This window comes from Streptomyces sp. NPDC051452, assembly GCF_044454765.1.
Taxonomy (GTDB): domain Bacteria; phylum Actinomycetota; class Actinomycetes; order Streptomycetales; family Streptomycetaceae; genus Streptomyces.
On the sequence record NZ_JBITEB010000002.1, the window covers coordinates 249,101 to 274,520 of the forward strand.

22 protein-coding genes are annotated in these 25,420 nt (G+C 73.5%); 8 read left to right on the top strand and 14 right to left on the bottom strand.

The features are described 5' to 3' along the window. Nucleotides 1-213: 213 nt before the first annotated feature. Nucleotides 214-1,059, bottom strand: a complete 846-nt coding sequence (locus ACIBA9_RS06385; protein ID WP_399360193.1) for an LLM class F420-dependent oxidoreductase — start codon at nt 1,057-1,059, stop codon at nt 214-216. A 128-nt stretch (nt 1,060-1,187) separates the two neighbouring features. On the opposite strand from ACIBA9_RS06385, the gene ACIBA9_RS06390 reads away from it, so the two are divergent. Together ACIBA9_RS06390 and ACIBA9_RS06395 are read left to right on the top strand one after the other, a co-directional pair. Beyond that, entirely contained in the window at nt 1,188-2,582 is a 1,395-nt protein-coding gene (locus ACIBA9_RS06390) for a CehA/McbA family metallohydrolase (protein ID WP_399361232.1), read from the top strand. Nucleotides 2,583-2,887: 305 nt separating this feature from the next. Further along, a complete protein-coding gene (locus tag ACIBA9_RS06395; RefSeq protein WP_399360195.1) occupies nt 2,888-3,283 on the top strand; it encodes a nitroreductase family deazaflavin-dependent oxidoreductase in 396 nt (131 codons plus the stop codon). Between the two features lie 34 nt (nt 3,284-3,317). Here ACIBA9_RS06395 and ACIBA9_RS06400 read toward each other — a convergent pair whose 3' ends face one another. The 6 genes from ACIBA9_RS06400 to ACIBA9_RS06425 form a co-directional block, all read right to left on the bottom strand. Then, entirely contained in the window at nt 3,318-4,769 is a 1,452-nt protein-coding gene (locus ACIBA9_RS06400; RefSeq protein ID WP_399360197.1) for an aldehyde dehydrogenase family protein, read from the bottom strand. Continuing rightward, on the bottom strand, nt 4,766-6,496 hold the full coding sequence (locus ACIBA9_RS06405) for a D-aminoacylase (protein WP_362158471.1): 1,731 nt from the start codon (nt 6,494-6,496) through the stop codon (nt 4,766-4,768). The genes ACIBA9_RS06400 and ACIBA9_RS06405 overlap by 4 nt, the downstream gene beginning before the upstream one ends. Before the next feature lie 32 nt (nt 6,497-6,528). Then, nucleotides 6,529-7,647, bottom strand: coding sequence for an LLM class flavin-dependent oxidoreductase (locus ACIBA9_RS06410; protein WP_399360199.1), 1,119 nt, complete (start codon nt 7,645-7,647; stop codon nt 6,529-6,531). 110 nt (nt 7,648-7,757) lie between these two features. Next, a complete protein-coding gene (locus ACIBA9_RS06415) occupies nt 7,758-8,528 on the bottom strand; it encodes an SDR family NAD(P)-dependent oxidoreductase (protein WP_399360201.1) in 771 nt (256 codons plus the stop codon). 17 nt (nt 8,529-8,545) lie between these two features. Further along, a complete protein-coding gene (locus ACIBA9_RS06420) occupies nt 8,546-9,484 on the bottom strand; it encodes a TIGR03619 family F420-dependent LLM class oxidoreductase (protein ID WP_399361234.1) in 939 nt (312 codons plus the stop codon). After that, entirely contained in the window at nt 9,466-10,698 is a 1,233-nt protein-coding gene (locus ACIBA9_RS06425; protein ID WP_399360203.1) for an amidohydrolase family protein, read from the bottom strand. Before ACIBA9_RS06425 ends, ACIBA9_RS06420 begins: the two co-directional genes overlap by 19 nt. A gap of 189 nt (nt 10,699-10,887) precedes the next feature. Between ACIBA9_RS06425 and ACIBA9_RS06430 the strand changes: the two genes are divergently transcribed. Beyond that, a complete protein-coding gene (locus ACIBA9_RS06430) occupies nt 10,888-13,878 on the top strand; it encodes an AfsR/SARP family transcriptional regulator (RefSeq protein WP_399360205.1) in 2,991 nt (996 codons plus the stop codon). 211 nt (nt 13,879-14,089) lie between these two features. After that, nucleotides 14,090-14,314: a hypothetical protein gene (locus ACIBA9_RS06435; protein ID WP_399360207.1), complete on the top strand. Its 225-nt coding sequence runs from the start codon at nt 14,090-14,092 to the stop codon at nt 14,312-14,314. A 77-nt stretch (nt 14,315-14,391) separates the two neighbouring features. On the opposite strand, the gene ACIBA9_RS06440 is transcribed toward ACIBA9_RS06435, so the two are convergent. Next, nucleotides 14,392-15,987 (bottom strand): FadD3 family acyl-CoA ligase, encoded by a 1,596-nt coding sequence (locus tag ACIBA9_RS06440; protein ID WP_399360209.1) that lies wholly within the window; start codon nt 15,985-15,987, stop codon nt 14,392-14,394. A gap of 83 nt (nt 15,988-16,070) precedes the next feature. Between ACIBA9_RS06440 and ACIBA9_RS06445 the strand changes: the two genes are divergently transcribed. The 3 genes from ACIBA9_RS06445 to ACIBA9_RS06455 are packed head-to-tail and all read left to right on the top strand — an operon-like array spanning nt 16,071 to nt 18,404. After that, the gene (locus tag ACIBA9_RS06445) at nt 16,071-17,225 is read left to right on the top strand and encodes a lipid-transfer protein (protein WP_362158489.1); all 1,155 of its coding nucleotides are present in this window, start codon (nt 16,071-16,073) and stop codon (nt 17,223-17,225) included. Nucleotide 17,226: 1 nt separating this feature from the next. Continuing rightward, nucleotides 17,227-17,634 (top strand): OB-fold domain-containing protein, encoded by a 408-nt coding sequence (locus ACIBA9_RS06450; protein ID WP_362158491.1) that lies wholly within the window; start codon nt 17,227-17,229, stop codon nt 17,632-17,634. A gap of 32 nt (nt 17,635-17,666) precedes the next feature. After that, complete coding sequence (locus ACIBA9_RS06455) at nt 17,667-18,404, top strand: enoyl-CoA hydratase/isomerase family protein (RefSeq protein WP_399361237.1); 738 nt, start codon at nt 17,667-17,669, stop codon at nt 18,402-18,404. On the opposite strand, the gene ACIBA9_RS06460 is transcribed toward ACIBA9_RS06455, so the two are convergent. From ACIBA9_RS06460 to ACIBA9_RS06470, 3 genes are all read right to left on the bottom strand, one after another. After that, a complete protein-coding gene (locus ACIBA9_RS06460; RefSeq protein WP_399360212.1) occupies nt 18,401-18,997 on the bottom strand; it encodes a hypothetical protein in 597 nt (198 codons plus the stop codon). The two genes, ACIBA9_RS06455 and ACIBA9_RS06460, sit on opposite strands and share 4 nt — an antisense overlap. A gap of 19 nt (nt 18,998-19,016) precedes the next feature. Continuing rightward, the gene (locus ACIBA9_RS06465; RefSeq protein ID WP_399360214.1) at nt 19,017-21,359 is read right to left on the bottom strand and encodes a PQQ-binding-like beta-propeller repeat protein; all 2,343 of its coding nucleotides are present in this window, start codon (nt 21,357-21,359) and stop codon (nt 19,017-19,019) included. Nucleotides 21,360-21,528: 169 nt separating this feature from the next. Further along, on the bottom strand, nt 21,529-22,263 hold the full coding sequence (locus ACIBA9_RS06470; RefSeq protein WP_362158499.1) for a VOC family protein: 735 nt from the start codon (nt 22,261-22,263) through the stop codon (nt 21,529-21,531). Between the two features lie 134 nt (nt 22,264-22,397). Here ACIBA9_RS06470 and ACIBA9_RS06475 point away from each other — a divergent pair, with 134 nt between their 5' ends. Then, nucleotides 22,398-23,033, top strand: coding sequence for a TetR family transcriptional regulator (locus ACIBA9_RS06475; RefSeq protein ID WP_362158823.1), 636 nt, complete (start codon nt 22,398-22,400; stop codon nt 23,031-23,033). 79 nt (nt 23,034-23,112) lie between these two features. Here the strand turns inward: ACIBA9_RS06475 and ACIBA9_RS06480 are convergent, their stop codons facing one another. From ACIBA9_RS06480 to ACIBA9_RS06490, 3 genes are all read right to left on the bottom strand, one after another. Then, the gene (locus ACIBA9_RS06480) at nt 23,113-23,565 is read right to left on the bottom strand and encodes an Lrp/AsnC family transcriptional regulator (protein WP_362158502.1); all 453 of its coding nucleotides are present in this window, start codon (nt 23,563-23,565) and stop codon (nt 23,113-23,115) included. A 101-nt stretch (nt 23,566-23,666) separates the two neighbouring features. Beyond that, nucleotides 23,667-24,146: a nitroreductase family deazaflavin-dependent oxidoreductase gene (locus ACIBA9_RS06485; protein ID WP_399360216.1), complete on the bottom strand. Its 480-nt coding sequence runs from the start codon at nt 24,144-24,146 to the stop codon at nt 23,667-23,669. Further along, a complete protein-coding gene (locus ACIBA9_RS06490; protein WP_399360218.1) occupies nt 24,146-25,330 on the bottom strand; it encodes an acyl-CoA dehydrogenase family protein in 1,185 nt (394 codons plus the stop codon). The genes ACIBA9_RS06485 and ACIBA9_RS06490 overlap by 1 nt, the downstream gene beginning before the upstream one ends. Nucleotides 25,331-25,420 lie beyond the last annotated feature (90 nt).

The following is a 25,420-nucleotide window of genomic DNA, read 5'->3' on the forward strand; positions in this document are numbered from 1 at the left end:
AGACGACCCGGCAGAACCCACCCGGACGAGGGCCCCGCGCGGCCCGGGGACTCCCACGGTTCCGGGCGCTCCGCCCGGTCCGGGGGCCGCACGATCCCGCGCCCGCGCGGTGCCAAGGCCCCTGTGGGCCGGGACACCGCGCGATCCCTCGGCCGCGCGGGTCGAGGTCCCGTGTCGGAGGCGTCGCACGGTTCGAGTAGCCGCCGCGGGGGGCTAGATGAACGGCGCGTATGCGTCGAGGGCGTCCAGGACCTCCTTCTCGCTCGAGGAGGGGAGTTGGAGCACGACCTCCTCGATGCCCAGTTCGGCGTAGTGGGCGAGCTTGCCCGGGGTGGGCAGCACGGCGTACGGGACGACCTGGAGGGCGTCGGGGTCGCGTCCGGCGTCCGCCCACACCGAGCGCAGCGCGGGGATCGACTCGGACAGTCCCCGTCCGCCGATGGGCAGCCAGCCGTCGGCGTACTCGGCGATGTGCGCGAACAGCCGGGGCCCGGCGGCCCCGCCGACCAGGGTGCGGGGACCGGTCACCGGCCCGCGCGGCTCCCGCACCGGCTTGGGGTGGGCGAAGCTCGCCCGTACGCTCCCGAACTCGCCGTCGTAGGCGACGGGTTCGGGCGACCACAGCGCCTGCATGAGGCGTACCCGGTCCCGGACCAGCTCCCGCCGGCTGCGCCAGGCCACGCCATGGTCGGCGGCCTCCTCCACGTTCCAGCCATAGCCGAGGCCGAGGGTGAAGCGGCCGCCGGACAGATGGTCGAGGGTGGCGATCTGCTTGGCCAGGTCGATGGGGTCGTGCTGGGCCGCGAGAGTGATACCGGTGCCGAGGCCGAGCCGCTCGGTGACGGCGGCCGCCTGGCCGAGCGCGACGAAGGGGTCGAGGGTACGGCCGTACTCCCGGGGCAGGTCGCCGCCCGCCGGGTACGCGGTGGTCCGCTCGACCGGGATGTGGGTGTGCTCGGGCAGATACAGACCGGCGAAGCGGCGCGCCTCCAGTTCCCGGGCGAGCCGGACGGGGGTGATGGTCTCGTCGGTGAGAAAGATCGTGACGGCGATACGCATGGCCCATCTGTACCGGGTACGGCCTCAGGTGTCCATACCGACCGGTCGGCATTCGACCACGCGGAACACGTCCCGAATCCCACCTGCCCGGGCCCCCAGGGTGCGCCTACCGTGGCCGTGTGACGACGATGCGCGGCACGCTCGCACCCGGTTCCCCCGACTACGTCTACCTGCCCTTCACGGTCCCGCCCGGAACCGCCGCACTGCGCGTCTCCTACACCTACGACAAGCCCTCCGTGCCCCCCGGCACCCCCGGCAACGCCCTCGACATCGGGCTCTTCGACGAGCGCGGCACCGAACCGGGCGGCCGCGGCTTCCGGGGCTGGTCCGGGGGCGCCCGCACGGAGTTCGTCGTGCGGGCGGACGAGGCGACGCCCGGCTATCTGCCCGGCCCCCTCCACCCGGGCACCTGGCACATCGCGCTGGGCCCCTACACGGTGGCGCCGCGGGGGCTGGCGTACGAGGTGACGGTCACCCTGACGAGCGGCGCGCCGGGGGGTGAGGCGCCCCGGCCGGTGTATCCGCCGCCGCGCGCCCGGGGCCGGGGCCGGGCCTGGTACCGGGGCGACTGCCATCTGCACTCCTGGCACTCCGACGGGCGCCGCACCCCGGCCGAGATCGCCGCGCTGGCCCGCGCGGCCGGGCTGGACTTCATCAACAGCTCCGACCACAACACCATCGCCTCGCACCCCCATTGGGCCGACGCGGCGGGCGAGGACCTGCTCGTGCTGCTCGGCGAGGAGGTCACCACCAGGAACGGGCACGTCCTGGCCCTCGGCACCGATCCGGGGACGTTCGTCGACTGGCGCTACCGGGCCCGCGACCACCACTGGGCGCACGCCGCCCGGGAGATCCACCGGGCGGGCGGCTTGGTCGTACCGGCCCATCCGCACGCCGACTGTGTGGGCTGCGCCTGGAAGTTCGGGTACACCGAGGCGGACGCGGTCGAGGTGTGGAACGGGCCGTGGACACCGGACGACGAGGTGACCCTGGCCGACTGGGACGGCCGGCTCCTCGCGTCGGCGCGCGAGGGCGGGGCGTGGCTTCCGGCGATGGGCGACAGCGACGCCCACCGCGACCCGGACGTGGTCGGCCACCCGCAGACGGTCGTCCTCGCCGACGATCTGACCCGCCAGGCGGTCCTGGGCGGCCTGCGGGCGGGCCGGTCCTATGTGGCCGAGTCGCGGACGGTGTCCCTGGCGTTCGCCGTGCGCGCCGAGGGGGGCGCACGGGCCGGCATCGGCGAGCGGCTCGAGCTGCCCGCCGACACCCCGGTGACGGTCCGCCTGGAGGCCTCGGGCGCTCCGCGCTGCTCGGTCCGCCTCGTCACCGACCAGGGCGTGGTGTTCACCGGCGGTCCGCTGCCGGTGTCGGGCGCGGGCGTGGTGGAGTGGCGTACGACGGCGGCCGGTGCGGCGTATGTGCGCGCGGAGTTGCGGCACGAGACCGCCCTGGGCCCGCTGCCCGGGCCGATGGCCGCGTTCACCAACCCCGTCTTCCTGACCGCTGCCCGACCGGCGTGAGGGTGCCCGGTCCGGCGGCGACCGGCCTCGCGGTCACCGCTCCCCACGCGGGTCCCCACGGCCAGGCGCGCCGTGTGCGCGATCAGCCCCGCCCGGTGCGCCGCGCGTCGCACCGGGCGGGGCTGATCGCGTCGCGGATCGGATACGCCCGTCGCGCTCACCCGTTGCGCCGGATCCTGATCGCGGGGGAGGCTGACACATGGCGGTCGTACGGGCGCCGACGTCATCACACGCCCCGCGCGGGTGGGCACAGCCCTTCACGGGGCGGTGCCCGCCGCGGCCGGGGAGAGCGGGAGAGCCTGAACATGTCAGACCGTGCCGACCTCAAGCAGCGTCTCGTGACCCGCTTCCAGCGGCATCTGGCCAACCCGCTCAACCGGCGCCTGCCCTTCCAGACGCTCCTGGAGACCACCGGCCGCACCTCGGGCCTGCCCCGCACGACGCCGGTGGGCGGACGCCGGGTCGGGGACTCCTTCTGGCTGGTCTCGGAGTTCGGGTACAAGTCGCAGTACGTGCGCAACATCCAGGCCGACCCGAGGGTCCGGGTCCGGACCGGCGGCCGCTGGCACCACGGCACCGCCCACCTCCTGCCCGAGGACGACGCCCAGGCCCGGCTGCGCGCCCTGCCCCGCTTCAACAGCGCGGCGGTCCGGGCGTTCGGCACGGACCTGCTGACGGTGCGCGTGGACCTGACGGACTGAGCCCCCGCGGGCCGGCCCGGCGGCCCCGGCCGGTTCAGCCCGGCCACACCAGGGCCTGCACCTCGCTGTACGCGTGCAGGGCGTACACGCCGACGTCCCGGCCCACCCCGCTCTTCTTGAACCCGCCGAACGGCGCCTCCATGTTGCGGCCGACGGTGTTGACGCCCACGCCACCGGCCCGCAGCCGCCGCGCCACCCGGAAGGCCCTGGCCACGTCACCGGACCAGACGTAGTCCACGAGCCCGTAGTCGGAGTCGTTGGCGAGGGCCACCCCTTCCTCCTCGTCGTCGAAGGGGATCACCACCACCACGGGCCCGAAGATCTCCTCGCGGGCCACCCGCATGTCGTTGCCGCAGTCGGCGAGGACCGTCGGCCGGACGTAGAACCCGCGCTCCAGCGGCGGGCGTTCACCGCCCGCCACGACGGTGGCCCCTTCCTTCCGCCCGAGTTCGACGTACGCCTCCACGCGCGCCCGGTGCTCATGCGAGATCACCGGACCCACGACGGTGTCCGGCTCCCGTGGATCGCCGACCGTCAAACGCTCGGCGTAGGCGGACAGTTGCTCCACCAGGCGGTCGTACACCCCGCGCTGGGCCAGCACCCGGGTCGGCGCGGTGCAGATCTGTCCGCTGTAGAAGGAGAAGGTGGTGCCGATGCCGGCGACCGCCGAGGCGAGGTCGGCGTCGTCGAGAACCACGGCCGCCCCCTTCCCGCCCAGCTCCAGCAACTGCCGTCTCATGTCCCGCCCGCACACCTCGGCGATGCGCCGGCCGACGGCCGTGGAACCGGTGAAGCTGACCATGTCGACGTCCTCGCAGGCCACGGCCGCCTCTCCCACCGCCACATCCCGCCCCGAGACGACGTTCACCACGCCGGGCGGCACTCCGGCCGCCTCCAGCGCCTCCGCCATCCGGTAGACGGACAGGGGGTCCTGGGGGGCGGGCTTCACCACCACCGTGTTGCCCATGGCCAGCGCCGGGGCGATCTTCCCGGCGGGGTTGGCCCAGGGGTTGTTGTAGGAGGTGACGCAGGTGACGACCCCGACGGGCTGGCGTATCGCCAGCGCCCCCAGCACGGCCGCCCGGCCCATCGGGCCCGCCTCGCTGATCTGCGGCGGGATCGCCCACTCCGCGGGCTCGACCGTGGCATACCGGCGGAAGCGGGCGGCGGCCACACCGACCTGCATCGCGCGGGCCGTCCCGGTCGTCGCCCCGGTCTCGGCGCGGGCCAGGTCGGCGTACGGCTCCAGGGAATCGCGGATGATCCCGGCGGCCCGGCCGAGCACCGCCGCCCGCTCCTCGGGGCGGGTGCGCGACCACGCCCCGAACGCCTCCCGGGCCGCGGCGCAGGCGGCCCGCGCCTGTGCCGGGGAGGCTTCGGGCGCCCAGCCGACGAGCCCCTCGGTGGCCGGGTCGGTCACCGGGTAGTGCCCGCCGTCCGGCTCGATCCACTCCCCGCCGACGAACAGCGGCTGCCCCTGGCTCACCGGGTGCTCACGGTCCGCGTGTCCCGGCCGGAGCGCAGCACCCTGCCGGGTACGGCACCGGTCACCACGTCGTCCCGGATCGCCTCGACGCCGTTGACCCACACGGCCCGTACGCCGAGCGCCCGGGAGTCCAGCCGGGGGCTGCCACCGGGCAGGTCGTGCACCAGCCGGGCCTGGCCCGCGTCGATCCGCTCGGGGTCGAGGAGGACGAGGTCGGCGTGCCAGCCCTCCCGGATCCGGCCGCGCTCGCGCAACCCGAACAACCGCGCCGGGTCGTCGGTCAGCATCCGCACCGCCCGTTCCAGCCCGACCAGGGCGCGCCCGCGCAGACAGTCCCCGAGAAACCGGGTGGTGTACGGCGCCCCGCACATGCGGTCCAGATGGGCGCCCGCGTCGGAGCCGCCGAGCAGGACGTCCTCGTGCCGCCAGGTCTCGGCGCGCAGCGCCCAGGACGCGGGGTCGTTGTCGCTCGGCATGGGCCACAGCACGGTGCGCAGCCCGTCGTTGGCGCAGATCTCCACCAGGCAGCCGAACGGGTCCTGACCGCGCTCGGCGGCGATGTCCCGCACCACGCGTCCGGTCAGCCCGCTGTTGGCCTCGCTGTAGGTGTCGCCGATGACGTACCGGCCGAAGTCCGCGAGCCGCCGGAAGACGCCCGCCTCCTTCGAGCCGGCCCGGCGCAGCAGCTCCGCCCGGACGTCCCGGTCGCGCAGCCTGGCGATCCGCTCGGGCACGGGCAGCGCCAGGACCGGCCCCCAGCCCGGGATCAGGTTCAGGGCGCAGAAGGTGCCCAGGGACATGTTCATCGGGGTGAGGATCGGCATGGTGAGGGCCACCACCCGCCCGCCGGCCTTACGGGCGCGTTCGCTCGCGCCGAGCTGCCGGGGCACGCGCTCGGGTACGGCCGCGTCGATGGTGAGGACGTTCCAGTTCAGGGGCCGCCCGGCGACCGCGCTCATCTCCACGAGCAGGTCGATCTCGGCGTCGCTGAACTGGTCCAGGCAGCCGGCGACGATCGCCTCGATCTGGGTGCCCTCGTGCTCGCCGACGGCTCGTGACAGCGCCAGCAGTTCCTCCGGGCGGGCGTGCCGGGAGGCGACCGGCTGTCCGTCGCCGTCGGAGTGCGTGGCGGACTGAGTGGTGGACAGCCCCCAGGCGCCGGCGTCCATGGACTCGTGGAACAGCCGGAGCATCCGCCCGAGCTGCTCCCGGCTCGGCTGTCCGCCGACGGCGTCCGGACCCATCACGTACCGCCGCAGCGCGCAGTGCCCCACCATGAAGCCCGCGTTGACGGCGATGCGCCCTTCGAGCGCGTCCAGGTACTCCCCGAAACCGCTCCAGTTCCAGGGCGCCCCCTCCTCCAGCGCGACCAGGGACATCCCCTCCACCTTGGACATCATCCGCCGGGTGTAGTCGGCGTCCTCGGGCCGGTCGGGGTTGAGTGGCGCGAGGGTGAAGCCGCAGTTCCCGGCGGCGACGGTGGTCACCCCGTGGTTGAGGGAGGGGGTGGCGTAGGGGTCCCAGAAGAGCTGGGCGTCGTAGTGGGTGTGCGGATCGACGAAGCCCGGGGTGAGGACGAGTCCGGCGGCGTCCTCGGTGCCGCGGGCCGCGCCGGTGACCTTCCCGACGGCGGCGATACGGCCGTCGCGTATGCCGACGTCGGCGGTGAAGGAGGGCGCGCCCGTGCCGTCCACGACGGTGACGCCCTTGATGAGGTGATCGAGCATGAGGTCCCCTTCTCAACTCACGCGGACGGGGCTCACACGGCCGCCCGGAATCGCGAGGTCCGGTGCACGGGGTCCGTGTCGATCCTCGGGATCACGTGCTCCCCGATCAACCGGATCGTCTGCAGCGTCTGCTCCTTCGGCACCCCCACCGGCAGCCCGAAGCTCAGCTGGTCCGCCCCGGCCTGCTCCCACCGCTTGCACTGCCGTGTCACCTCGTCGGGGTCGCCGCAGATCAGCAGCTCCTCCTCGATCAACAGCTCGACGAACTCCGGCGTGTACGCGGGCAGGGTCTGCGGCCACTCGGGGAAACCCTCGGGACGGGGGAAGGTGTCGTGGTAGCGGAAGACCAGCGAGGGCAGGTAGTGCAGGGCGCCGCCCACCGCGATCTCGATGGCCTCCGCGTGTGTCGGCGCGCAGATCGCCGTGGTCGTCACCATCACGTTGTCGTTCACGAAGTCCCCGACGGGCTCCGCGTTCACGACCGCCGTCTTGTACTGCTCCAGCACCCACTCCATGTCGGAGACCTTCTGGATGCTGAAGCCGAGCACGCCGAGCCCCTTCTTCGCGGCCATGGCGTAGGAGGGCGGTGATCCGGCGGCGTACCACATCGCCGGGTGCGACTTCCCGTACGGCTTCGGCAGGACCTTGCGGGGCGGCAGCTGCCAGTGCTTGCCCTGGAAGCCGGCGTACTCGTCCTGGAGCCACATCTTCGGGAACTCGGCGATGGTCTCCTCCCAGATCTCCTTCGTGTGATTCATGTCGGTGATGCCGGGCAGGAAGCCGAGGATCTCGTGGCTGCCGGCCCCGCGTCCGCTGCCGAACTCGAACCGGCCCTCGCTGAGGTGGTCGAGCATGGCGACCTTCTCGGCGACCTTCACGGGGTGGTTGACGGGGGCGAGCGGGTTGAAGATGCCGGAGCCGAGATGGATCCGTTCGGTGGCGTGGGCGAGATAGCCGAGGAAGACGTCGTTGGCGGACAGGTGCGAGTACTCCTCCAGGAAGTGGTGCTCGGAGGCCCAGGCGTACTTGAAGCCGGACTTGTCCGCCTGGATGACGTACTCGGTCTCCTCCATCAGCGCCTTGTGCTCGGCCAGCGGGTCGGTCTCGGCGCGCTTGCCCACGTATCCCTGTACGAAGAGCCCGAATTCCACGGCGGTTCACCGTCCTCTGTTTCCTGCCGCGTTTTCTGACGTACCGTCAGATGGTGGTTGTCGGCCGACTGTCGCACCGGTCGCCAAGACCGTCAATAGCTGACGACCCGTCAGAGCACGGAGACACCCGCCAGCCAGCCACCGTCGATCACGAACGGCTGCCCGGTGATGTACGAGGAGTCGTCCGAGCTGAGGAAGAGGGCGAGCCTGGCCACCTCCGCCGGCTGCCCGACCCGTCCGAGCGGCACCAGCTTGCGGTACAGCTCGTCCAGGGCCCGGCTCGTCTCCGCCGGGTCCGCGTCCGGGTCCAGCCGGGCCGGGTTGGACATCGCGGTGTCGATGGCGCCGGGGCAGATGGCGTTGACCCGGATCCGCCGGTCCGCCAGCTCCAGCGCGGCCACCCGGGTCAGCCCGAGCACCGCGTGTTTCGTGGCCGTGTACGTCCCCACGGCCGCCATGCCGGTCAGGGCCGTGTAGGAGGCGGTGTTGACGATCGTGCCGCCGTCGGTCAGCTCCGGCGCCACCGTCTTCATCCCCAGGAAGCACCCGACCTGGTTGACCCGCACCACCTGCATGAACTCCTCCAGCGGGGTGTCCACGAGGGCGTTGAACCGCAGGATGCCGGCGTTGTTGACCAGCCCGTCGATCCGCCCGTACGCCCGCTTGACGGCCGCGACGGCCTCGCGCCACCCGTCCTCCGCGCCCACGTCGAGGTGGACGTAGAGCGCCCCTATCTCCTTGGCCAGCGCCTCTCCCTGGGCGTCCAGCACATCGGCGACGGCCACCCGCGCGCCCTCCTTTCTGAAGAGCCGCGCCTCCTGCTCGCCCTGTCCGCGTGCCGACCCGGTGATGAGGACGACCCGCCCGTCCAGCTTGCCCATGTCCACTCCCTCGCTGCTCAGTCCAGCCGGGGCGCGACCTCCGCCCCGAACAGGTCGATCTGGTCGACGAGTTCGGCGCGGCTCCGGCTGCGGAACCGCACCTGGATCTGGTCCACGCCCATCGCCCGGTAGGCCCGCAGCGACTCGGCGATCGCCTCCGGCGCCCCGGTCAGGGTGCGCCTGCCGACGTCCCAGCCGGGCCTGCCGAGGTACAGCGGCTCGGCGATGGCACCCAGGGTGAAGGGGCCCTCGACGCCGTGCTCCTGACGGAGCCGGCGGATCCGCTCGATCCGCGCCGGCAGCCGGTCCCGGGGGTCGCCCTGCGGCAGCCAGCCGTCACCCTTGAGCGCGGCCCGCCGTACGGCGGCGGCCGAGGAGCCGCCGACCCATACGGGCAGGGCGGCCTGCGCGGGACGGGGACGCTGACCGAGCCCCGCGAAGTCGTAGTACTCACCGTGGTGTTCGGGGAACTCCTCGGGTCCGAGGGCCGCCCGCAGGGCGTCGATGGCCTCGTCGAGCAGCGCGCCACGCCGCTCGAAGTCCACCCCGAGCACCTCGAACTCCTCGCGCACGTGCCCCGCGCCCACGCCGAGGATCAGCCGGCCGCCGCAGAGGTGGTCGAGGGTGGCGTACTGCTTGGCGGTGAGCAGCGGGTGCCGCAGCCCGACCACGGCCACATGGCTGAGCAGCCGGACCCGCTCGGTCAGGGCGGCGAGGTGGGCGAGGGTGGCGACCGGGTCGTACCAGACCGTGCTCATGGCGGGGGCCAGGCGGCGCGGGATCGCCACGTGGTCGCAGCAGGCCAGATAGTCGAATCCGGCGCGATCCACGGCCCGGGCGACCGCGATCAGGTCCTGCGGGCCCGCCGCCGTCTCCCAGGTCTCCGTGTAGAGGGTGCTCTGGGACTGGACCGGCAGCTGGAGGCCGTAGGCGAGGCTCACGCCGGCCTCTTCCAGAGTCCGTCCGGGGTCAGGCCCAGCAGCTCGATGGCGTTGCCCCGGACGATCCGCTCGACCACGCCGGGCGCCAGATGCCCCATCTGCGCCTCGCCGACCTCGCGGGACTTGGGCCAGGTGGAGTCGGAGTGCGGGTAGTCCGTCTCGTAGAGCACGTTGCCGACGCCGATGGAGTCGAGGTTGCGCAGTCCGAAGGCGTCGTCGAAGAAGCAGCCGTACACGTGCCCGGCGAACAGCTCGGACGGCGGCCTGCGCACCTTGTCGGCGACCCCGCCCCAGGCCCGGTTCTCCTCCCACACCACGTCGGCGCGCTCCAGGATGTACGGGATCCAGCCGATCTGCCCCTCGGCGTACATGATCCGGAGGTTCGGGTAGCGCTCGAACTTGCCGCTCATCAGCCAGTCGACCATCGAGAAGCAGCAGTTGGCGAAGGTGATGGTGGAGCCGACGGCGGGCGGTGCGTCGGCGGAGGTGGAGGGCATCCGGCTGCTGGAGCCGATGTGCATGGCGACGACCGTGCCGGTCTCGTCGCAGGCCGCGAGGAACGGGTCCCAGTCGTCGGTGTGGACCGACGGCAGACCCAGGTGCGGGGGTATCTCGGAGAAGGCCACGGCCCGTACGCCCCGGGCGGCGTTGCGGCGCACCTCGGCGGCGGCCAGCTCCGCGTCCCACAGGGGGATGAGGGTGAGCGGTACGAGCCGGCCGCGCGCCTGGGGCCCGCACCACTCCTCCACCATCCAGTCGTTGTAGGCGCGCACGCAGAGCAGGGCCAGCTCGCGGTCGCGGGCCTCGGTGAAGGTCTGGCCGCAAAAGCGCGGGAAGGTCGGGAAGCACAGCGCGGACTGGACGTGGTTGACGTCCATGTCGGCCAGACGGGCGGGGACGTCGTACGAGCCGGCCCGCATCTGCTCGTAGGTGATGACTTCGAGGCGGATCTCGTCGCGGTCGCAGCCGACGGCGGTGTCGAGCCGGGTGAGCGGGCGGCAGAGGTCCTCGTAGACCCACCAGTCGCCGAGTGGGCCGTCCGTGCCGCCGGGTTCACCCATGACGGGGTTGAAGCGCCCGCCGAGGAAGGTCATCTCCTTCAGCGGCGCGCGCACGATCCGGGGCCCGGTGTCCAGGTACTTCCTCGGCAGCCGGTCCCGCCAGACGGTGGCGGGCTCCACGGTGTGGTCGTCGACGGAGATGATCAGCGGGAACTGTGTGGTCTCCATGCCGTCCACGGTAGCGCCGATCTGACGGTCCGTCAGCTTGCGGAACGGACGCAGCGGATGCGAAGACCGTGTGAGGACCTTGTGCGCCGGGATCCGCCGGGCTGTGATCGGCGTCTCCCACGGCTGACGCAACCGCCCCGAACAAGGCAAACTGACGGGGTTGTTCGTGACACCGAGGGGGACGAACGCATGGACGGTGGGCCGCGAGTACCCGAGCAGCGGTGCGCCGGCTCCGTGGCCATGGCCGGGACCGGCGCCATCGCGGAGTCGAAGTCGCAGGCGCTGCGCTTCAGCGTGCTCGGTCCGGTGCGGGCCTGGCGCGGCGAGAGCGCGCTGAACACTGGCTCCCCCCAGCAGCGCGCCCTGCTGGCCGCCCTGTTGCTACGGGAGGGCCGTACGGCCACGGCGGCCGAGCTGATCGACGCGCTGTGGGGCACCGAACCGCCGTCCCAGGCGCTGGCGGCCCTGCGCACCTACGCCTCCCGGCTGCGCAAGGTGCTGGACCCCGACGTCCTGGTGAGCGAGTCCGGCGGATACGCGGTCCGCGGCCTGCGCGAGGGCGCCCTGGACCTGGCGGCGGCCCAGGAGCTGGCCACGCGGGCGGAGAAGGCGCGCGGCGGCAACGATCTCGGCCGGGCCCGGGAGCTGCTGAGGGACGCCCTGGACCTGTGGGACGGCGAACCCCTGGCCGGGGTGCCCGGACCGTACGCGGAGGCGCAGCGGGCCAGGCTGGAGGAGTGGCGCCTGGGCCTGCTGGAGGCCCGCCTGGACATGGACCTGGAACAGGGCTGCCACGCGGAGGCGGTCTCGGAACTGACGGCGCTGACCGCCGCCCACCCGCTGCGCGAACGCCTGCGGGAACTGCTGATGCTGGCCCTGTACCGCGGCGGCCGCCAGGCCGAGGCCCTCGCCGTGTACGCCGACACCCGCCGGCTGCTGGCCGAGGAGCTGGGTGTGGACCCGCGCCCGGGCCTGAGCGAACTCCAGCAGCGCATCCTCCAGGCGGACCCGGCGCTGGCCGAGCCCTCCGCGCCCGCGGCCGAGCCGGCCGCGGCCGTCGTGCGGCCCGCGCAGCTGCCCGCGTCCGTGCCCGACTTCACCGGCCGCGCCACCTTCGTCACCGAGCTGAGCGAGGTGCTGTCCTCGGCCTCGGAGACGGAAGGCCGGGTGATGGCGGTCTCGGCGCTGGCCGGCATCGGCGGCGTCGGCAAGACGACCCTGGCGGTCCACGTGGCCCACCGGGCACGCCCCGCCTTCCCCGACGGCCAGCTGTACGTGGACCTGCAAGGCGCCGGCCCCCGCCCCGCCGAGCCGGAGACCGTGCTCGGCTCCTTCCTGCGCGCCCTCGGCACGGCGGACTCGGCGATCCCGGACTCGCTGGAGGAACGGGCGGCCCTGTACCGCTCGATCCTGGACGGCCGCCGGGTCCTGGTCCTGCTGGACAACGCCAAGGACGCGGCACAGGTACGGCCGCTGCTGCCCGGCACCGAGGGCTGCGCGGCCCTGGTCACCTCCCGGGTACGGATGCTGGACCTGGCGGGGGCGCACCTGGTGGACCTGGACGTGATGGCGCCCGACGAGGCGCTGGCGCTGTTCACGAGGATCGTGGGCGAGGAGCGGGTGGCCGCCGAGCGCGAGGCGGCGCTGGACGTGGTGGCCGCGTGCGGGTTCCTGCCGCTGGCGATCCGGATCGCGGCGTCCCGGCTGGCGGCCCGGCGCACCTGGACGGTGTCGGTCCTGGCGGCGAAGCTCGCGGACGGGCGGCGCCGGCTGGACGAGCTCCAGGCCGGTGACCTGGCCGTCAAGGCCACCTTCGATCTCGGCTACGGCCAGCTGGAACCGGCCCAGGCACGGGCGTTCCGCCTCCTCGGCCTGGCCGACGGCCCCGATGTCTCGCTGGCCGCCGCGGCGGCGGTGCTGGACCTGCCGGCGGAGCAGACGGAGGACCTGCTGGAGTCCCTCGTCGACACCTCCCTGCTGGAATCGGCGGCTCCCGGCCGCTACCGCTTCCACGACCTGGTGCGGCTGTACGCCCGCGCCTGCGCGGAGCGCGAGGAGCGGCCACCGAGCGAGCGGGCGGCCGCGCTGTCCCGGCTGCTGGACTTCTACCTGGCCACGACGGCAGGCGTGTACGCGATCGAGCGGCCCGGTGACCGGCTGGTGGACCATCTGGAGCCCGCCGGCGTTCCCGCGCTGGTCTTCCCCGACCGCCGCGCCGCACAGGACTGGCTCTACTCCGAGGCGGTACCGCTGCTGGCCTGCGTACGCCAGTCGTCGAGCGGCCCGACCCTGCGCCGGGCCGTCGACCTGTTGTGGGCGGCGGTCGATCTCGCCGAGTCGGGCGCGAACTTCAAGGAGTACGAGGCAGCCGGCGCCGCCCTGCGCGACGCCGCCCACTCGGCCCGCGACGGCCGGGCCGAGGGCCGGGCCTTCCTGGTGCTCGCCAACGCGCGCCACTGGTCCGGGCAGTTCGCCCAGGCCGACGAGGAAGCGCGACAGGCGCTCGCCCTCTCGGAAGCGGCCGACGATCCGTTGCCCCGCTGCTGGGCGGCGAACATCCTAGGCGCCTTCTCCTTCTACCAGAGCCGCTACGCCGAGGCCGAGGAGTACCTGGAGCGGGCCATCCGGGAGTTCCGCGCCTGCGGCGACCTCTCCGGCGCGGCGGCCGCGCTGTGCAATCTCTCCCGGCTGCACCTGCAGACCGAGCGCGCCGACAGCGCGGTGCACCTCGCCCGGCAGGGCACCGAGATGTACGAGGAGCTCGGGCACTCCCTCAAGGCCGCCAACGGCCACTACGCCCTGGGGCTGGCCCTCGGTGCGAGCGGACGGCTGGACGACGCCGCCGCCCACCTCGACCAGGCCCTGCCCGTCTTCCGGGCCGGCCGACAGCGCCTGTGGGAAGGGATGACCCTCTTCCGGCTCGCCGAGCTCGACCTGCTCGCCCAGCGCCCCGCCCAGGCCGCCGCCTACGCCGAGATGGCCCTGACCCCGCTCGGCGAGATCGGCGGCGAATGGCGGCGCGGCAATGTGCTCACCGTGCTCGGCAAGGCCCTCGACGGGATCGGACACACCGGCAGGGCCCAGGTCTGCTGGCGGGAGGCGCTGGACATCTACGAGCGGCTGGCCTCGCCGGAGGCGGCAGAGGTGCGGGCCCTGCTGGCACCGGTCAGCGCCGCCTGAGCCCGGCGCCCCGGCGTTCATCGAACGTTTATCGTCCCCCGGCATCCTCTTGGACAGCGGCCGTTGCGTCGGGGGGCACACGGACCGCCGGTGGAGCCGTCACGATCGCGATCTAGAGTGAGCGGCTCCGGTGGCCCATCCGGCCGACCTCGGGGGAGCGACCGGATGGGCCCGCCACAGCCGCGATGCGACATTCCAAGGGGAGCACCTGATGAGCGACACCACCAAGAACGAGCCGATCGTCAAGCCGGACAACACGCACATCACCGACGCCGCGGCGGGCTCGACGGTGAAGCCGCTCAACACCCACATCACCGACGCCGCGGCCGGCACCACGGTGCAGCCGCTCAACACCCACATCACCGACGTCGAGAACGCGGCCGCCGACGGCACGGCCACGCCGGACAACACCCACATCACGTCCAACCCCAGCTAGACCTTTTCCGGACGGGGATCGGCCGCGGCGGCGCGGAGGGGGGCCGCCGCGGCCGAGGTGTGTCCCGGAGGGCCGGGTCAGTGCCCGCGCAGTTTCCCCTTCACCAGCTTGCCGCCGGCGTTGCGGGGGAGGACGGGCAGGAACTCCACCGTTCTGGGGACCTTGTAGTTGGCCATCTCGCGGCGGGCCCAGGCGATCAGGTCGTCGGCGGTCAGGACCGAGCCCGGCCGGCGGACGACGAACGCCTTGCCGACCTCGCCCAGCCGGGCGTCGGGAACGCCGACCACCGCCACGTCCGCCACGTCGGGGTGGACGCCCAGCAGCTGTTCGATCTCCGCCGGGTAGGCGTTGAAGCCGCCGACGATGAACATGTCCTTGATCCGGTCCGTGATGCGCAGATTGCCCGCGGCGTCCAGGACGCCCACGTCGCCGGTGCGCAGCCAGCCGTCGGGGGTCACCGACTCCGCCGTGGCCGCCGGGTCGGCGTAGTAGCCGCGCATCACGTTGAAGCCGCGCACCAGCACCTCCCCGGCGACGCCGGCGGGCACCGGCGCGCCCGAGGCATCCACCACGCGCACCCGGGTGCCGGGGATCGCCCGGCCGGACGTGGCGGCGATCACCGACGGGTCGTCGCCGGGCCGGCACATCGTGACGATGCCGCTCGCCTCGGAGAGGCCGTAGGCGGTCAGCACGGTGCCGATGCCGAGTTCCGCGCGCAGCCGCTCCACCAGGCGCAGGGGGACGACGGCCGCGCCCGTGACCACGAGCCGGAGCGCGGAGAGGTCGTGGGCGTCGCGGGCCGGGTGGTCCAGCAGTGCCTGGTGCAGGGTCGGGGGGCCGGGCAGGACCGATATCCGTTCCGCCGCGATGTTCGCCAGCACCGTGTCCACGTCGAACACCGGCTGCGGCACCATCGTCGCCCCGCGCAGCAGACAGGCGATCACGCCCGCCTTGTAACCGAAGTTGTGGAAGAAGGGGTTGACGATCAGATAGCGGTCGGTGGTGCGCAGTCCGGCGAGGTCCGCCCAGATCCCGTACGCCCGGAGGGTCTGCGCGTGGGTGATCATCACGCCCTTGGGGCGGCCGGTCGTCCCGGAGGTGAAGACCAGGTCCGAGACGTCGCAGCCGGACAGGCCGTCGGCCCGCGCGCGCACCTCGCGGGCCGGCACGCCCTCCCCCGCCGCCAGGAAGTCCTTCCAGGTGGCGAAGTCGGGCGGCGCGTCCGGCGCCAGGACCACCACCCGCTCCAGCGCCGGCAGTCCGGGCAGCGGGCCCGGGCCGTCCGCCGCCCCCGCGCCCGCCGCCCGGCGCAGGGAGGCCACGTACGAGGTGCCGAGGAAGGTGCCCGTCACGAACAGCAGCCGGGCCCCGCTGCGGCGCAGCACGTCGGCCGCCTCCGCGCCCTTGAAGCGGGTGTTCAGCGGGACCAGCACCGCGCCCGCCGACACCGCGCCGAGCGCCGCGACGATCCAGTCCAGGGAGTTGGGCGCCCAGACGGCGACCCGGTCGCCCACCTCCACTCCGCCGGCGAGGCAGGCCGCCGCCGCGCGCTCGACGCGGGCGCCGAGTTCGGCGTAGGTGATGCGCGTACGGCCCTCGACCACGGCCTCGGTGTCGGCGTACCGCTCGGCCGAGGCCCGCACCAGCTCCGGGATGGTGCCCCAGTCGTCCACAGCAGGCCTCCCGTCACCCACGCAGCTGACTGTCCGTCAGATTAGCGGTAACCTGACGGCCTGTCAGGAGAAGGGGGCCGCACATGGCAGGATCGGGACTCAAGGACGCCACCGCCATCGTCGGGATCGGGCAGACCGCGTTCGCCAAGCACCTTGCCGAGGACGAGAAGACGCTCGCCTGCCGGGCCGTGCTCGCCGCGCTCGACGACGCCGGGATCGCGCCCGGCGAGGTCGACGCCCTGGCCTCCTACACGATGGAGGCCACCGACGAGGTGGAGCTGGCGAAGGCGGCCGGGTTCGGTGATCTGACCTTCTTCGGCAAGGTGGGGTACGGCGGCGGCGGGTCCTGCGCCACCGTCGCCCACCTCGCCGCCGCCATCGCCGCCGGACAGGCCACGGTGGGGGTGGCCTGGCGGTCCCGCAAGCGCGGCAGCGGCCCCAGGCCGTGGACCGACACCACCGTCCAGCTGCCCACGCCGGCCCAGTGGACCCGGCCCTTCGGGCTGCTGCGGCCGGTCGACGAGATCGCCATGCTGGCCCGCCGATACATGCACGAGTACGGCGCCACCCGGGACCACCTGTTCCACGTGGCCCTCGCCTGCCGCAACCGGGCCAACCAGAACCCGGCGGCCGTCATGTACGAACGCCCGCTCACCCGCGAGATGTACATGACCTCCCGGTGGATCAGCGAGCCGCTGTGCCTCTTCGACAACTGCCTGGAGACGGACGGGGCGTTGGCCTGCGTGGTGGTCGGCAGCGAGCGGGCGCGGGACTGCGCGAGGAAACCCGTGTACGTCCACTCCGCCGCCCAGGGGCTGCCCGCCCAGCACCACGGCATGGTCAACTACTGGAACGACGACCCGCTCACCGGTCCCGCCTGGACCGCCGCACGGCATCTGTGGAAGCACGCCGACGTCACACCGGACGACGTGGACGTGGCACAGATCTACGACGCGTTCACCGCTCTCGTCCCGCTGTCGCTGGAGGGCTACGGCTTCTGCGGCAGAGGGGAGGGGGGCGCGTTCACCGAACAGGGCGCCCTGGAGATCGGCGGACGGCTGCCCATCAACACCGGGGGCGGCGGGCTCAGCGAGGCCTACGTGCACGGCTTCAACCTCGTCAACGAAGGGGTGAAGCAGCTGCGCGGGACCAGTACCGCGCAGGTCCCCGGCGCCTCCGTCTGCCTGGTCACGGCCGGCGAGGGCGTCCCCACCTCCGCGCTGCTACTGAGGAGCTGACATGCTCAAGCCCGTCACCGACGCCGACGGCGCGCCCTTCTGGGAGTACGCGGCCCGCGGCGAACTGCGCGTCCAGGCCTGCGCCGACTGCGCCGAACCCCGGTTCCCGCCCCGGCCCTGCTGCCCGCACTGCCAGTCCTTCGCGAGCGAGTGGCGGCAGGTGTCGGGGCACGGGCGCGTGTGGTCGTACGTCGTGCCGCACCCGCCGCTGCTGCCCGACTACGCGGCGCTGGCCCCCTACAACGTCGTCGTCGTGGAGCTGGACGAGCTGCCGCGGATACGGCTGGTCGGGAATCTGGTGACCGGCCCGGGGGCGCCGTTGGACTCCCTCGATCCGGGGCGCGTGCGGATCGGCGCCCGGGTGCGGGCGGTCTTCGCGGACGGCCTGGTGAGCTGGGTCCTCGCGTGAACACGGTCCGCCTCGACGTCGACGCGGACACCATGGTCGCCGTCGTCACGCTGAACCGGCCCGCGCGACTGAACGCCATCGACGCCGAGATGGCACGCGAACTGGTCGCCGTGTGGCGGGGGTTGCGGTTCGACGACTCGGTGCGGGCGGTCGTGCTCGCCGGGGCCGGCGAGCGGGCCTTCTGCACGGGCGTCGACCGGGACACGGTCGTCCCGCAGCCGTCGTCGCCGTATATGCAGGACGATCCGCTGCTCGCCGTCGGGCCGAAGGCGAACGACCTGTGGAAGCCGGTCGTCGCCGCCGTGCGCGGGATGGCCTGCGGTGGCGCCTTCTACCTGCTCGGGGAGAGCGAGTTCGTCGTCGCCGACCCGACGGCCGTCTTCTTCGACCCGCACACGGCCTACGGGATGGTCAGCGCCTACGAGTCCGTGCTGATGGCGCACCGGATGCCCTACGGGGAGGCGGCCCGGATGATGCTCATGGGCACGGCCGAGCGGATCTCGGCCCGGCGCGCCCACGACATCGGGCTGGTGTCCGAACTCACCGAGGAGGGCGCCGCGTTGGACGCGGCCGTGCGGTGTGCCGCGGTCGTCGCCGCGCAACCGCCGCAGGGGGTGCAGGGGACCGTGCGGGCGCTGTGGGCGGCGAAGGAGGCGGCGCGGGCGCAGGCGTACGCGCAGGCGCCGCACCTCATCGCCCTGGGCAACCTGCCGCCCGAACGCCAGGCGGAGCTGTTCGCCGCCAGGCACGGTGATTTCCGGGTGCGCTAGGTCGTGTCCGGCCGGGCCACGCGGTCCGCCTCGCAGCGGTGGACCTGCCGCGCGACGCGCTCGCCGACCGCCACCCGGGTGGTCGCCCTGCCCTTCGCGGGCACCTTGACGTACGAGGAGGCGCTGTCGAGGATCTCGGCGCCTTCGTCGTCGTAGAAGGTGACCCGGGTCCGGAACTTTGCGTCACGGTCGTTCGGGTTGCCGATCTCGACCGTGGCGTACCGCCTGTTCGGGGTGGCACAGCTGATCAGCCTCACCGTGCCGTCCCGCAGCGGCCTGGCACCGCCACCCGAAGGAGTGGCCGTGGCCCGGTGGGTGGGGCGCCGTCCGTAGTGGCTCCCGCCGGTCGTACCGGTGCTGGCGTAGGAGTGGTCGTCCGGGTCGTCGTAGGAGCCGCCGCCCGAGGTGGACCCCGACGTGGACCCCGACGTATACCCCGAGGTCGAGGTGTCGTGGTCCTGATGGGAGCTGCCGCAGCCACCGCCTCCGCTCCCGTGGTGGCCGCCGTGCCGTCCCGTCGAGAAACCCGTGAGGCCGAGGACCACGAAGGCCAGCACGGCCGTGAACCTGAGTGTGCGCGTCCGTGTATGCATGTGCATGCCAGCACCCTACTCAGGCGGTACGCGCCGTGCCCGTGCCTTTCTCCGCGTCCAGCGCGTACACGCACCGGTCCTTGCTGCACGCGTACACCACGCCGTCCTTGACCACCGGGGAGCCGGTGATCTCGCCACCGGTGGCCAGCTTCCAGCGCAGCCGGCCGTCGTCGGCCTTCAGGGTGTACAGCAGATGGTCGGTGGAGCCGAAGTGGATACGGCCCTCGGCCACCGCGGGGGAGCCCACGACGTCGCCGCCCGCCTGGAAGCGCCACTTGGGGGTGCCGGTGACCGCGTCCAGGGTGTAGAGGCCCTTGCCGCTGCCGACGTGGACGTGACCGGCGGCCACCAGGACCGGCTCGACGGAGGAGCGGGCCTCGGTGGCGATGCGCCAGCGGTCGCGGCCGTCGGTGGCGTCCAGGGCGTAGACCGTACCGAGGTAGTCCGCGAGATAGACACCGCCTCCGGTGACCGCGGGGCCGGGGGCGAAGGCCGGCGGGCTGAGGAAGACCGCGGGCGCCTCGAAGTGCCAGCGCACCCTGCCGCTCGCCACCTCGACGGCGAGGACGCGGGTGCCGGCGCTGATGTAGACGTGGCCGTCGGACGCCGGGGTCAGCCGGACCGGGACGCCGCCGCAGGAGGCCGCGTCACCGATGGGGTACGACCAGCGCTCCTCGCCGGTGCGGGCCTCCAGGGCGCGCAGCCGGGCGTCCTGCCAGACGTAGACGGTGCCGTCGTGGACGAGGGGGCCGGACTCGGGGGACTCGAAGTCCGTCTGGCAGCCGCTGATCTCCCACAGCTTCTGCCCGCTCACCGCCTCCCAGGCCTGTACGCCGCCGCCCCGGGTGCCGGTGACGACCGTGCCGTGGTCGGCTTCGAGGGAGTACACCCAGGCCTCGGTGGACAGCCGCCACAGGTCGCTGCCGGCGCGGGCGTCCAGGGCGAACAGGGTGGGGCCGTCGGAGGCGTGGATCCGGCCGTCGGCGACCGCCATGGACCAGGCCACGTCCCGGGTCTTGAAGCGGCGCCGGCCCGTGCCCACGTCCAGGGCGTGCACCTCGAAGGAGGTGACGTAGACCAGGTCGCCGTCGACCGACGGGGTGCCCCAGACGTCGTTGGACATGCGGAAACGCCAGGGCCGCCAGCCGCTCGCGGTCTCCGGGGGCGCGGTCGGGACGGGCGGTACGGCGGGGTCGGCGCCGCCCGCGCCCGGGCGGGGGCGGGACCAGCCGGCCACCAGGCCGGCCTCCGGCGGGGGTGCCTTGACGGCGGCGGCGCGGGCGTCCGCGACCCGGGGGCCGGGGCCGATCGGCACCTGGGCGCCGGCCAGCCGGACCGGGCCGCTGTCGGGGGCGCCGACCGGCGCGGGGGCGGGCACCGGCGGGTCGTACGGGGGCGGCGGGGGCACGGCCGCGCGGCCGCCGCTGCGCGGGCCGGGCGCGGTGGGGGCGGGCTTGATCGCGGGGCGGCCGCCGCGGCGCGTCTCGATGAGGCCGACGGCCTTCTCCGGCAGCCAGGCGGAGGCGGTGCCGCTGTCGTCGGAACCGGAGCCGAACAGGTGCGGGGCGAGCTGGGCCTGGAGGTCGGCGGGGCTGGGCCGGCCGGACGCCTCCATCTGCATACAGACCTCGATGAGCGGGCGCAGCTCGTCGGGCAGGCCGGTGAGGTCGGGGCCCTCGCGCAGCAGCATGAAGACGGTCTCGACCGGGTTGGCGCCGTGGAAGGGCGGGTGGCCGGTGGCCGCGAAGACCAGCATGGAGCCGAGGGAGAAGACGTCACTGGCGCCGGTGACGCTGCGGGAGTCCTTGGCCTGCTCGGGGGACATGTAGGCGGGGGTGCCGACGGCGACGTTCGTCATCGTCAGCCGGGTGTTCGAGACACCGGAGGCGATACCGAAGTCGATCACCCGGGGGCCGTCCTCGACGACCAGCACGTTGGAGGGCTTCAGGTCGCGGTGGACCAGCCCGGCGCCGTGGATGGACTGCAGGGCCTCCGCGACGCCCGCCGCGAGCCAGCGCACGGCCTGGGCCGGGAGTGGCCCGCACTCGTTCACTATCTCCTCGAGCGAGGGCGCGGGGACGTAGGCGGTGGCCAGCCAGGGCACCGCGGCACGCGGGTCGGCGTCGACCACGGCGGCCGTGTAGAACCCCGAGACCGCGCGGGCCGCCTCCACCTCGCGGGTGAAGCGCACCCGGAACAGCTGGTCCTCGGCCAGCTCGGTGCGCACCGTCTTGATCGCCACGCGCCGGCCGGACGCCGAGCGCGCGAGATAGACCAGCCCCATGCCGCCGGCACCCAGCCGGCCCAGCACCTCGAACGGCCCGATCCGCCGCGGATCGTGCTGCGTCAGCTGATCCACCACTTGCCTGCCACCTCCCCGTACGAGCCGCGTCACCCACGTATGTACGCGGCCGAAGTGCAGCGTCTCACCACCGCACCGCCATGGCGGCACGCACCCCGATTCTTCCTGGCCGGAGCGCCGGTGGCGAACCCGGCGCCAAACCGGGGTGTCTCCCGCCAAAACGGACGCATCAGCGCTGCAGCAGTGCGAACGACGCCCCTTGATTGTCGGTGACGACGGCCACGAGTCCGTACGACGTGTCGAAGGGCGGCACCTGCACCCGCCCGCCGAGCCCGCGCACGGCCTGGAGGGCGTCGGCGATGTCCGTGACCCGGAAGTGGGTGAGGAAGTGCGGGGGCATCTCGGCCGGGAAGACCTCGGTGACCTCCGCGCGGCCGAAGTCGGGCTCGGCACCGGCGCCGAACAGGGCGTCGTGGAAGAGGTCGCCGTAGAAGGCGTTCGCTGCGGCGGTGTCCCGGGTGTACAGCTGGGCCCAGGCGAAGGTGCCGGGCTCGCGCCGCCGCCCGAACCCCCGGTGGTCGCCGGCCTGCCACAGCCCGAACACCGCGCCGCCGGGATCGGCGGCGAGGGCGGCGGTGCCGAGGTCCCCGACCGGGATCGGCGGCAGCACGAGCTGCCCCCCGGCCGCGGTGATCCGCCGCCCCAGCGCCCGGGCGTCCGGGGTGGCGAAGGAGACCGTCCAGACGGTGGGCATGCGGCCGTCCGTCTTGGGGGCGAGGGCCGCGACGGGCTCCCCGCCCAGCCGGGCCCACACCGAGGAGCCGTGCGCCTCCTCGAAGGACCACCCGAAAAGCTCACCGTAGAACCGCTTGCCCGCCTCGACGTCGGCGAGCTGGGCGTCCACCCAGCAGGGGACGCCCTCCTCGAAAGCCTCTTCGTGCACGGATGCCCTGTTTTCGGCCATGTCGTCAAAGTAACCGGGCCGCGCGCACCCCGCAGACCAGGCACACCACCCCCGGAGCACCCGTGCACCCCATTTGCAGTCGGCCGAATCGCGCTCCGATCCCCCCTCGGTAAGCTGACGGCATGACAGGACAAGTGCGTACCGTCGACGGCCGCGTGGCCGGCCGGCGTGGGCAGGCGACCCGGCAGAAGCTGCTCGACTGCCTCAGCGAGATGCTCAGCTCCTCCCCTTACCGGGACGTCAAGGTCATCGATGTCGCCCGGAAGGCGGGCACTTCGCCCGCGACCTTCTACCAGTACTTCCCGGACGTCGAGGGCGCCGTCCTGGAGATCGCCGAGCAAATGGCGGCCGAGGGCGCCGGATTGACCGAACTCCTCGAAGGGCGCAGCTGGGCCGGCAAGGCGGGCTGGGTGACCGCGCAGGAACTCGTGGACGGCTTCCTGGACTTCTGGCGCAAGAACGACGCGATCCTGCGCGTGGTCGACCTCGGAGCGGCCGAGGGGGACAAGCGGTTCTACAAGCTCCGCATGAAGATCCTCAACTCGGTCAACAACTCGCTCGCGGACGCCATCACGGAGCTGCAGTCCAAGGGCAGGGTGGACAAGGACGTGAACCCCGCGGCGGTGGCCGGCTCGCTGGTCGCGATGCTCGCGGCGGTGGCGTCCCACCAGAAGGGTTTCTCGTCCTGGGGTGTGAAGCAGGCCGAGCTGAAGCCGAACCTGGCGCTGCTGGTACATCTCGGCGTGACCGGCAAGAAGCCGAGCAAGTAGCGCCGGCACTCCTTTTTCCAGATCCCAAGTCCTGTCTCGCAGGCGGTGGTTCACCGGACGTGAACCACCGCCTGCGCCACTATGCGGGCAGCGGCCGGCCCCGCACGACGTGCTTCATCACCAGGGTCGACGTCAGCCGCCCCACCCCCGGCAGGGTCGTCAGGCGCTCGTCGTACAGCCGCTGGAAGGCGGCGAGGTCGGCGGTGGCGATCCGCAGCAGATAGTCGGGCTCGCCGAACAGCCGCTGGGCGTCCAGCACCTGATCCAGTTCGCTCACCGCCCGCTCGAAGTCGACGACCGTGGCCCCGTCCTCCTGTCGCATCGAGACGAAGACCAGTGCCTCGAAGGCCAGACCGAGCGCCGCCGCGTCCACCACCGCCCGGTACCCCTGGATGGCACCGGAGCGCTCCAGCTCGCGCAGCCGCCGGTGGCAGGGCGAGACGCTCAGGCGCACCCGCGTGGCCAGCTCGGTCACGGTCAGCCGCCCGTCCCGCTGGAGCTCGGCAAGGATTTTCCGGTCCACTTCGTCCACAGAGAAGGAATTTGCCCGATTGCCGCGATCATGGGCAAACTCCGGGAGCACTTTCGGGCCAACCCGCCCGAACAGCACATCCGGGCCCGCCGCGCCCCGCCTCAGGGCGTCGCGGTGATCCGGAACAGGCGGATCTCCCGGGCCACCCGCGCCTGATAGGTGGCGTACGGCGGCCAGAACCGCAGGAGGACCGTCCAGGCCGCCGCTCGCTCCGCTCCCGTCAGCAGCCGGGCCGTGACCGGGATGTCCCGCCCCTGCCAGCTGATCGAGGCGTCCGGACGGGCCAGGAGGTTGTGGGTCCAGGCGGGGTGGCCGGTCCGGCCGAAGTTGGAGCCGACCAGGAGCCAGCTCGCACCGCCCTCCTCGGGCATACAGGCCAGCGGTGTCCGGCGCGGCGCCCCGCTGCGGGCCCCGGTGGAGGTGAGGATCACGCCGGGCAGCAGCCGGGTACTGAGCAGGTGCCGCCCCCGGGTGAGCCGGTGCACGGCCCGGTCGAGCGCCGGGATCACGTGCGGGGCGACCTTCGCGAAGGCGCGGGTGGACGACACCCGCCACACCATCCGCACACCGGGCCCGGCCATCAGACGGCCACCTCGTCCCGCGCGAACAGGCCGGCGGCCTCCGCGGCCCGGTCCCGCAGCCGGTGCGCCGGGCCGAACAGCAGGGCGTCCCCGGCGGCCCGCTTGAAGTACAGATGGGCGTCGTGCTCCCAGGTGAACCCGATCCCGCCGTGCAGCTGGATCCCCTCGGCGGCGGCGGCCCGCAACGCCTCCAGCGCCTGGGCGAGCGCCAGAGCGCCCACCCCGTCCCCCCGGGTGGTCGCCCAGGCGGCGTAGTAGGCGGCCGACCGCGCCGCCTGGACGCCCACGTAGACGTCGGCCAGCCGGTGCTTCACCGCCTGGAAGGACCCGATGGGCCGCCCGAACTGCTCCCGCTGCCCGACGTACTCCACGGTCCGCTCCAGCGCCCGGTCGGCGGCGCCCACGGCCTCGGCGGCGAGCACGGTGGCGACCGGGTCCCCGAGCGCGGCGAGCGCCGGACGCACGTCGGTGTCGTCCTCGCCCAGCAACTCGGCCGGTGTGTTGCGCAGTTGCACCCGACCCTGCGGGCGGGTGGCGTCGAGGGCGGTCTGCCGGATCCGGGTGAGCCCCACCGCGTCCTCGGCCACCAGGAACAGGCAGGTGCGGGACCGGGCGAAGCCGCCGGTGTGCGCGGCGACGAGCAGCAGTGCCGCGCTGTGCCCGTCCAGCACCTGGTCGGTCTGCCCGTACAGGGTCCAGCCGTCGGCGGTCCGCCGGGCCTGGACACCCCCGGCCCGGCCGCCGCCGGCGCGGTAGCCGGTGTTCGGGCCGGTCAGGGCGAGGGCCGTGGCGAGGGCGGGGCCGGGGACGGCGAGCGCTGCGGTGAGGTGTCCGGCAGCCAGCCGGGGCAGCAGATCGGCGCGCTGGTCGCGGGTGCCGAGGGCGAGGATCAGCGGGGCGGCGAGGACCGAGGTGGCCAGCAGCGGCGAGGGCGCCAGGGCGCGGCCCGTCTCCTCGCAGGCGAGGGCGAGTTCCGTCGTCGAGCAGCCGACGCCGCCGTACCGCTCGGGGAGGGCGAGCCCCGGAAGGCCGAGCCGGCCGGCGAGGGCGGACCACAGCAGGGGGTCGTGTCCGGCCGGGCTGTCGACGGCCGACCGCAGCTCCTCGCGGCCACAGCGCCTGCGCAGCAGCTCGCGCAGGGCCCGGCGGATCTCGTCCTGCTCGGCGGTGAGGCGCGTGTCCATGGCTGGTCCTCCCGGATCCCGTCCCTCCGACCGATACCTGACGGAGCGTCATATTAGGGCCGCGCGGCGGGGATGCCCAGAGACGCGACC

What these genes read in the sequence shown, in the direction of transcription:
- ACIBA9_RS06425 (WP_399360203.1), bottom strand. Translation starts at nt 10,698, where the DNA reads ATGGAGACCACACAGTTCCCGCTGATCATCTCCGTCGACGACCACACC.
- ACIBA9_RS06490 (WP_399360218.1), bottom strand. Translation starts at nt 25,330, where the DNA reads ATGGACACGCGCCTCACCGCCGAGCAGGACGAGATCCGCCGGGCCCTG.
- ACIBA9_RS06445 (WP_362158489.1), top strand. Translation starts at nt 16,071, where the DNA reads ATGGCAGGATCGGGACTCAAGGACGCCACCGCCATCGTCGGGATCGGG.
- ACIBA9_RS06485 (WP_399360216.1), bottom strand. Translation starts at nt 24,146, where the DNA reads ATGGCCGGGCCCGGTGTGCGGATGGTGTGGCGGGTGTCGTCCACCCGC.
- ACIBA9_RS06405 (WP_362158471.1), bottom strand. Translation starts at nt 6,496, where the DNA reads ATGCTCGATCACCTCATCAAGGGCGTCACCGTCGTGGACGGCACGGGC.
- ACIBA9_RS06460 (WP_399360212.1), bottom strand. Translation starts at nt 18,997, where the DNA reads ATGCATACACGGACGCGCACACTCAGGTTCACGGCCGTGCTGGCCTTC.
- ACIBA9_RS06450 (WP_362158491.1), top strand. Translation starts at nt 17,227, where the DNA reads ATGCTCAAGCCCGTCACCGACGCCGACGGCGCGCCCTTCTGGGAGTAC.
- ACIBA9_RS06435 (WP_399360207.1), top strand. Translation starts at nt 14,090, where the DNA reads ATGAGCGACACCACCAAGAACGAGCCGATCGTCAAGCCGGACAACACG.
- ACIBA9_RS06390 (WP_399361232.1), top strand. Translation starts at nt 1,188, where the DNA reads ATGCGCGGCACGCTCGCACCCGGTTCCCCCGACTACGTCTACCTGCCC.
- ACIBA9_RS06415 (WP_399360201.1), bottom strand. Translation starts at nt 8,528, where the DNA reads ATGGGCAAGCTGGACGGGCGGGTCGTCCTCATCACCGGGTCGGCACGC.
- ACIBA9_RS06395 (WP_399360195.1), top strand. Translation starts at nt 2,888, where the DNA reads ATGTCAGACCGTGCCGACCTCAAGCAGCGTCTCGTGACCCGCTTCCAG.
- ACIBA9_RS06385 (WP_399360193.1), bottom strand. Translation starts at nt 1,059, where the DNA reads ATGCGTATCGCCGTCACGATCTTTCTCACCGACGAGACCATCACCCCC.
- ACIBA9_RS06455 (WP_399361237.1), top strand. Translation starts at nt 17,667, where the DNA reads ATGGTCGCCGTCGTCACGCTGAACCGGCCCGCGCGACTGAACGCCATC.
- ACIBA9_RS06470 (WP_362158499.1), bottom strand. Translation starts at nt 22,263, where the DNA reads ATGGCCGAAAACAGGGCATCCGTGCACGAAGAGGCTTTCGAGGAGGGC.
- ACIBA9_RS06430 (WP_399360205.1), top strand. Translation starts at nt 10,888, where the DNA reads ATGGACGGTGGGCCGCGAGTACCCGAGCAGCGGTGCGCCGGCTCCGTG.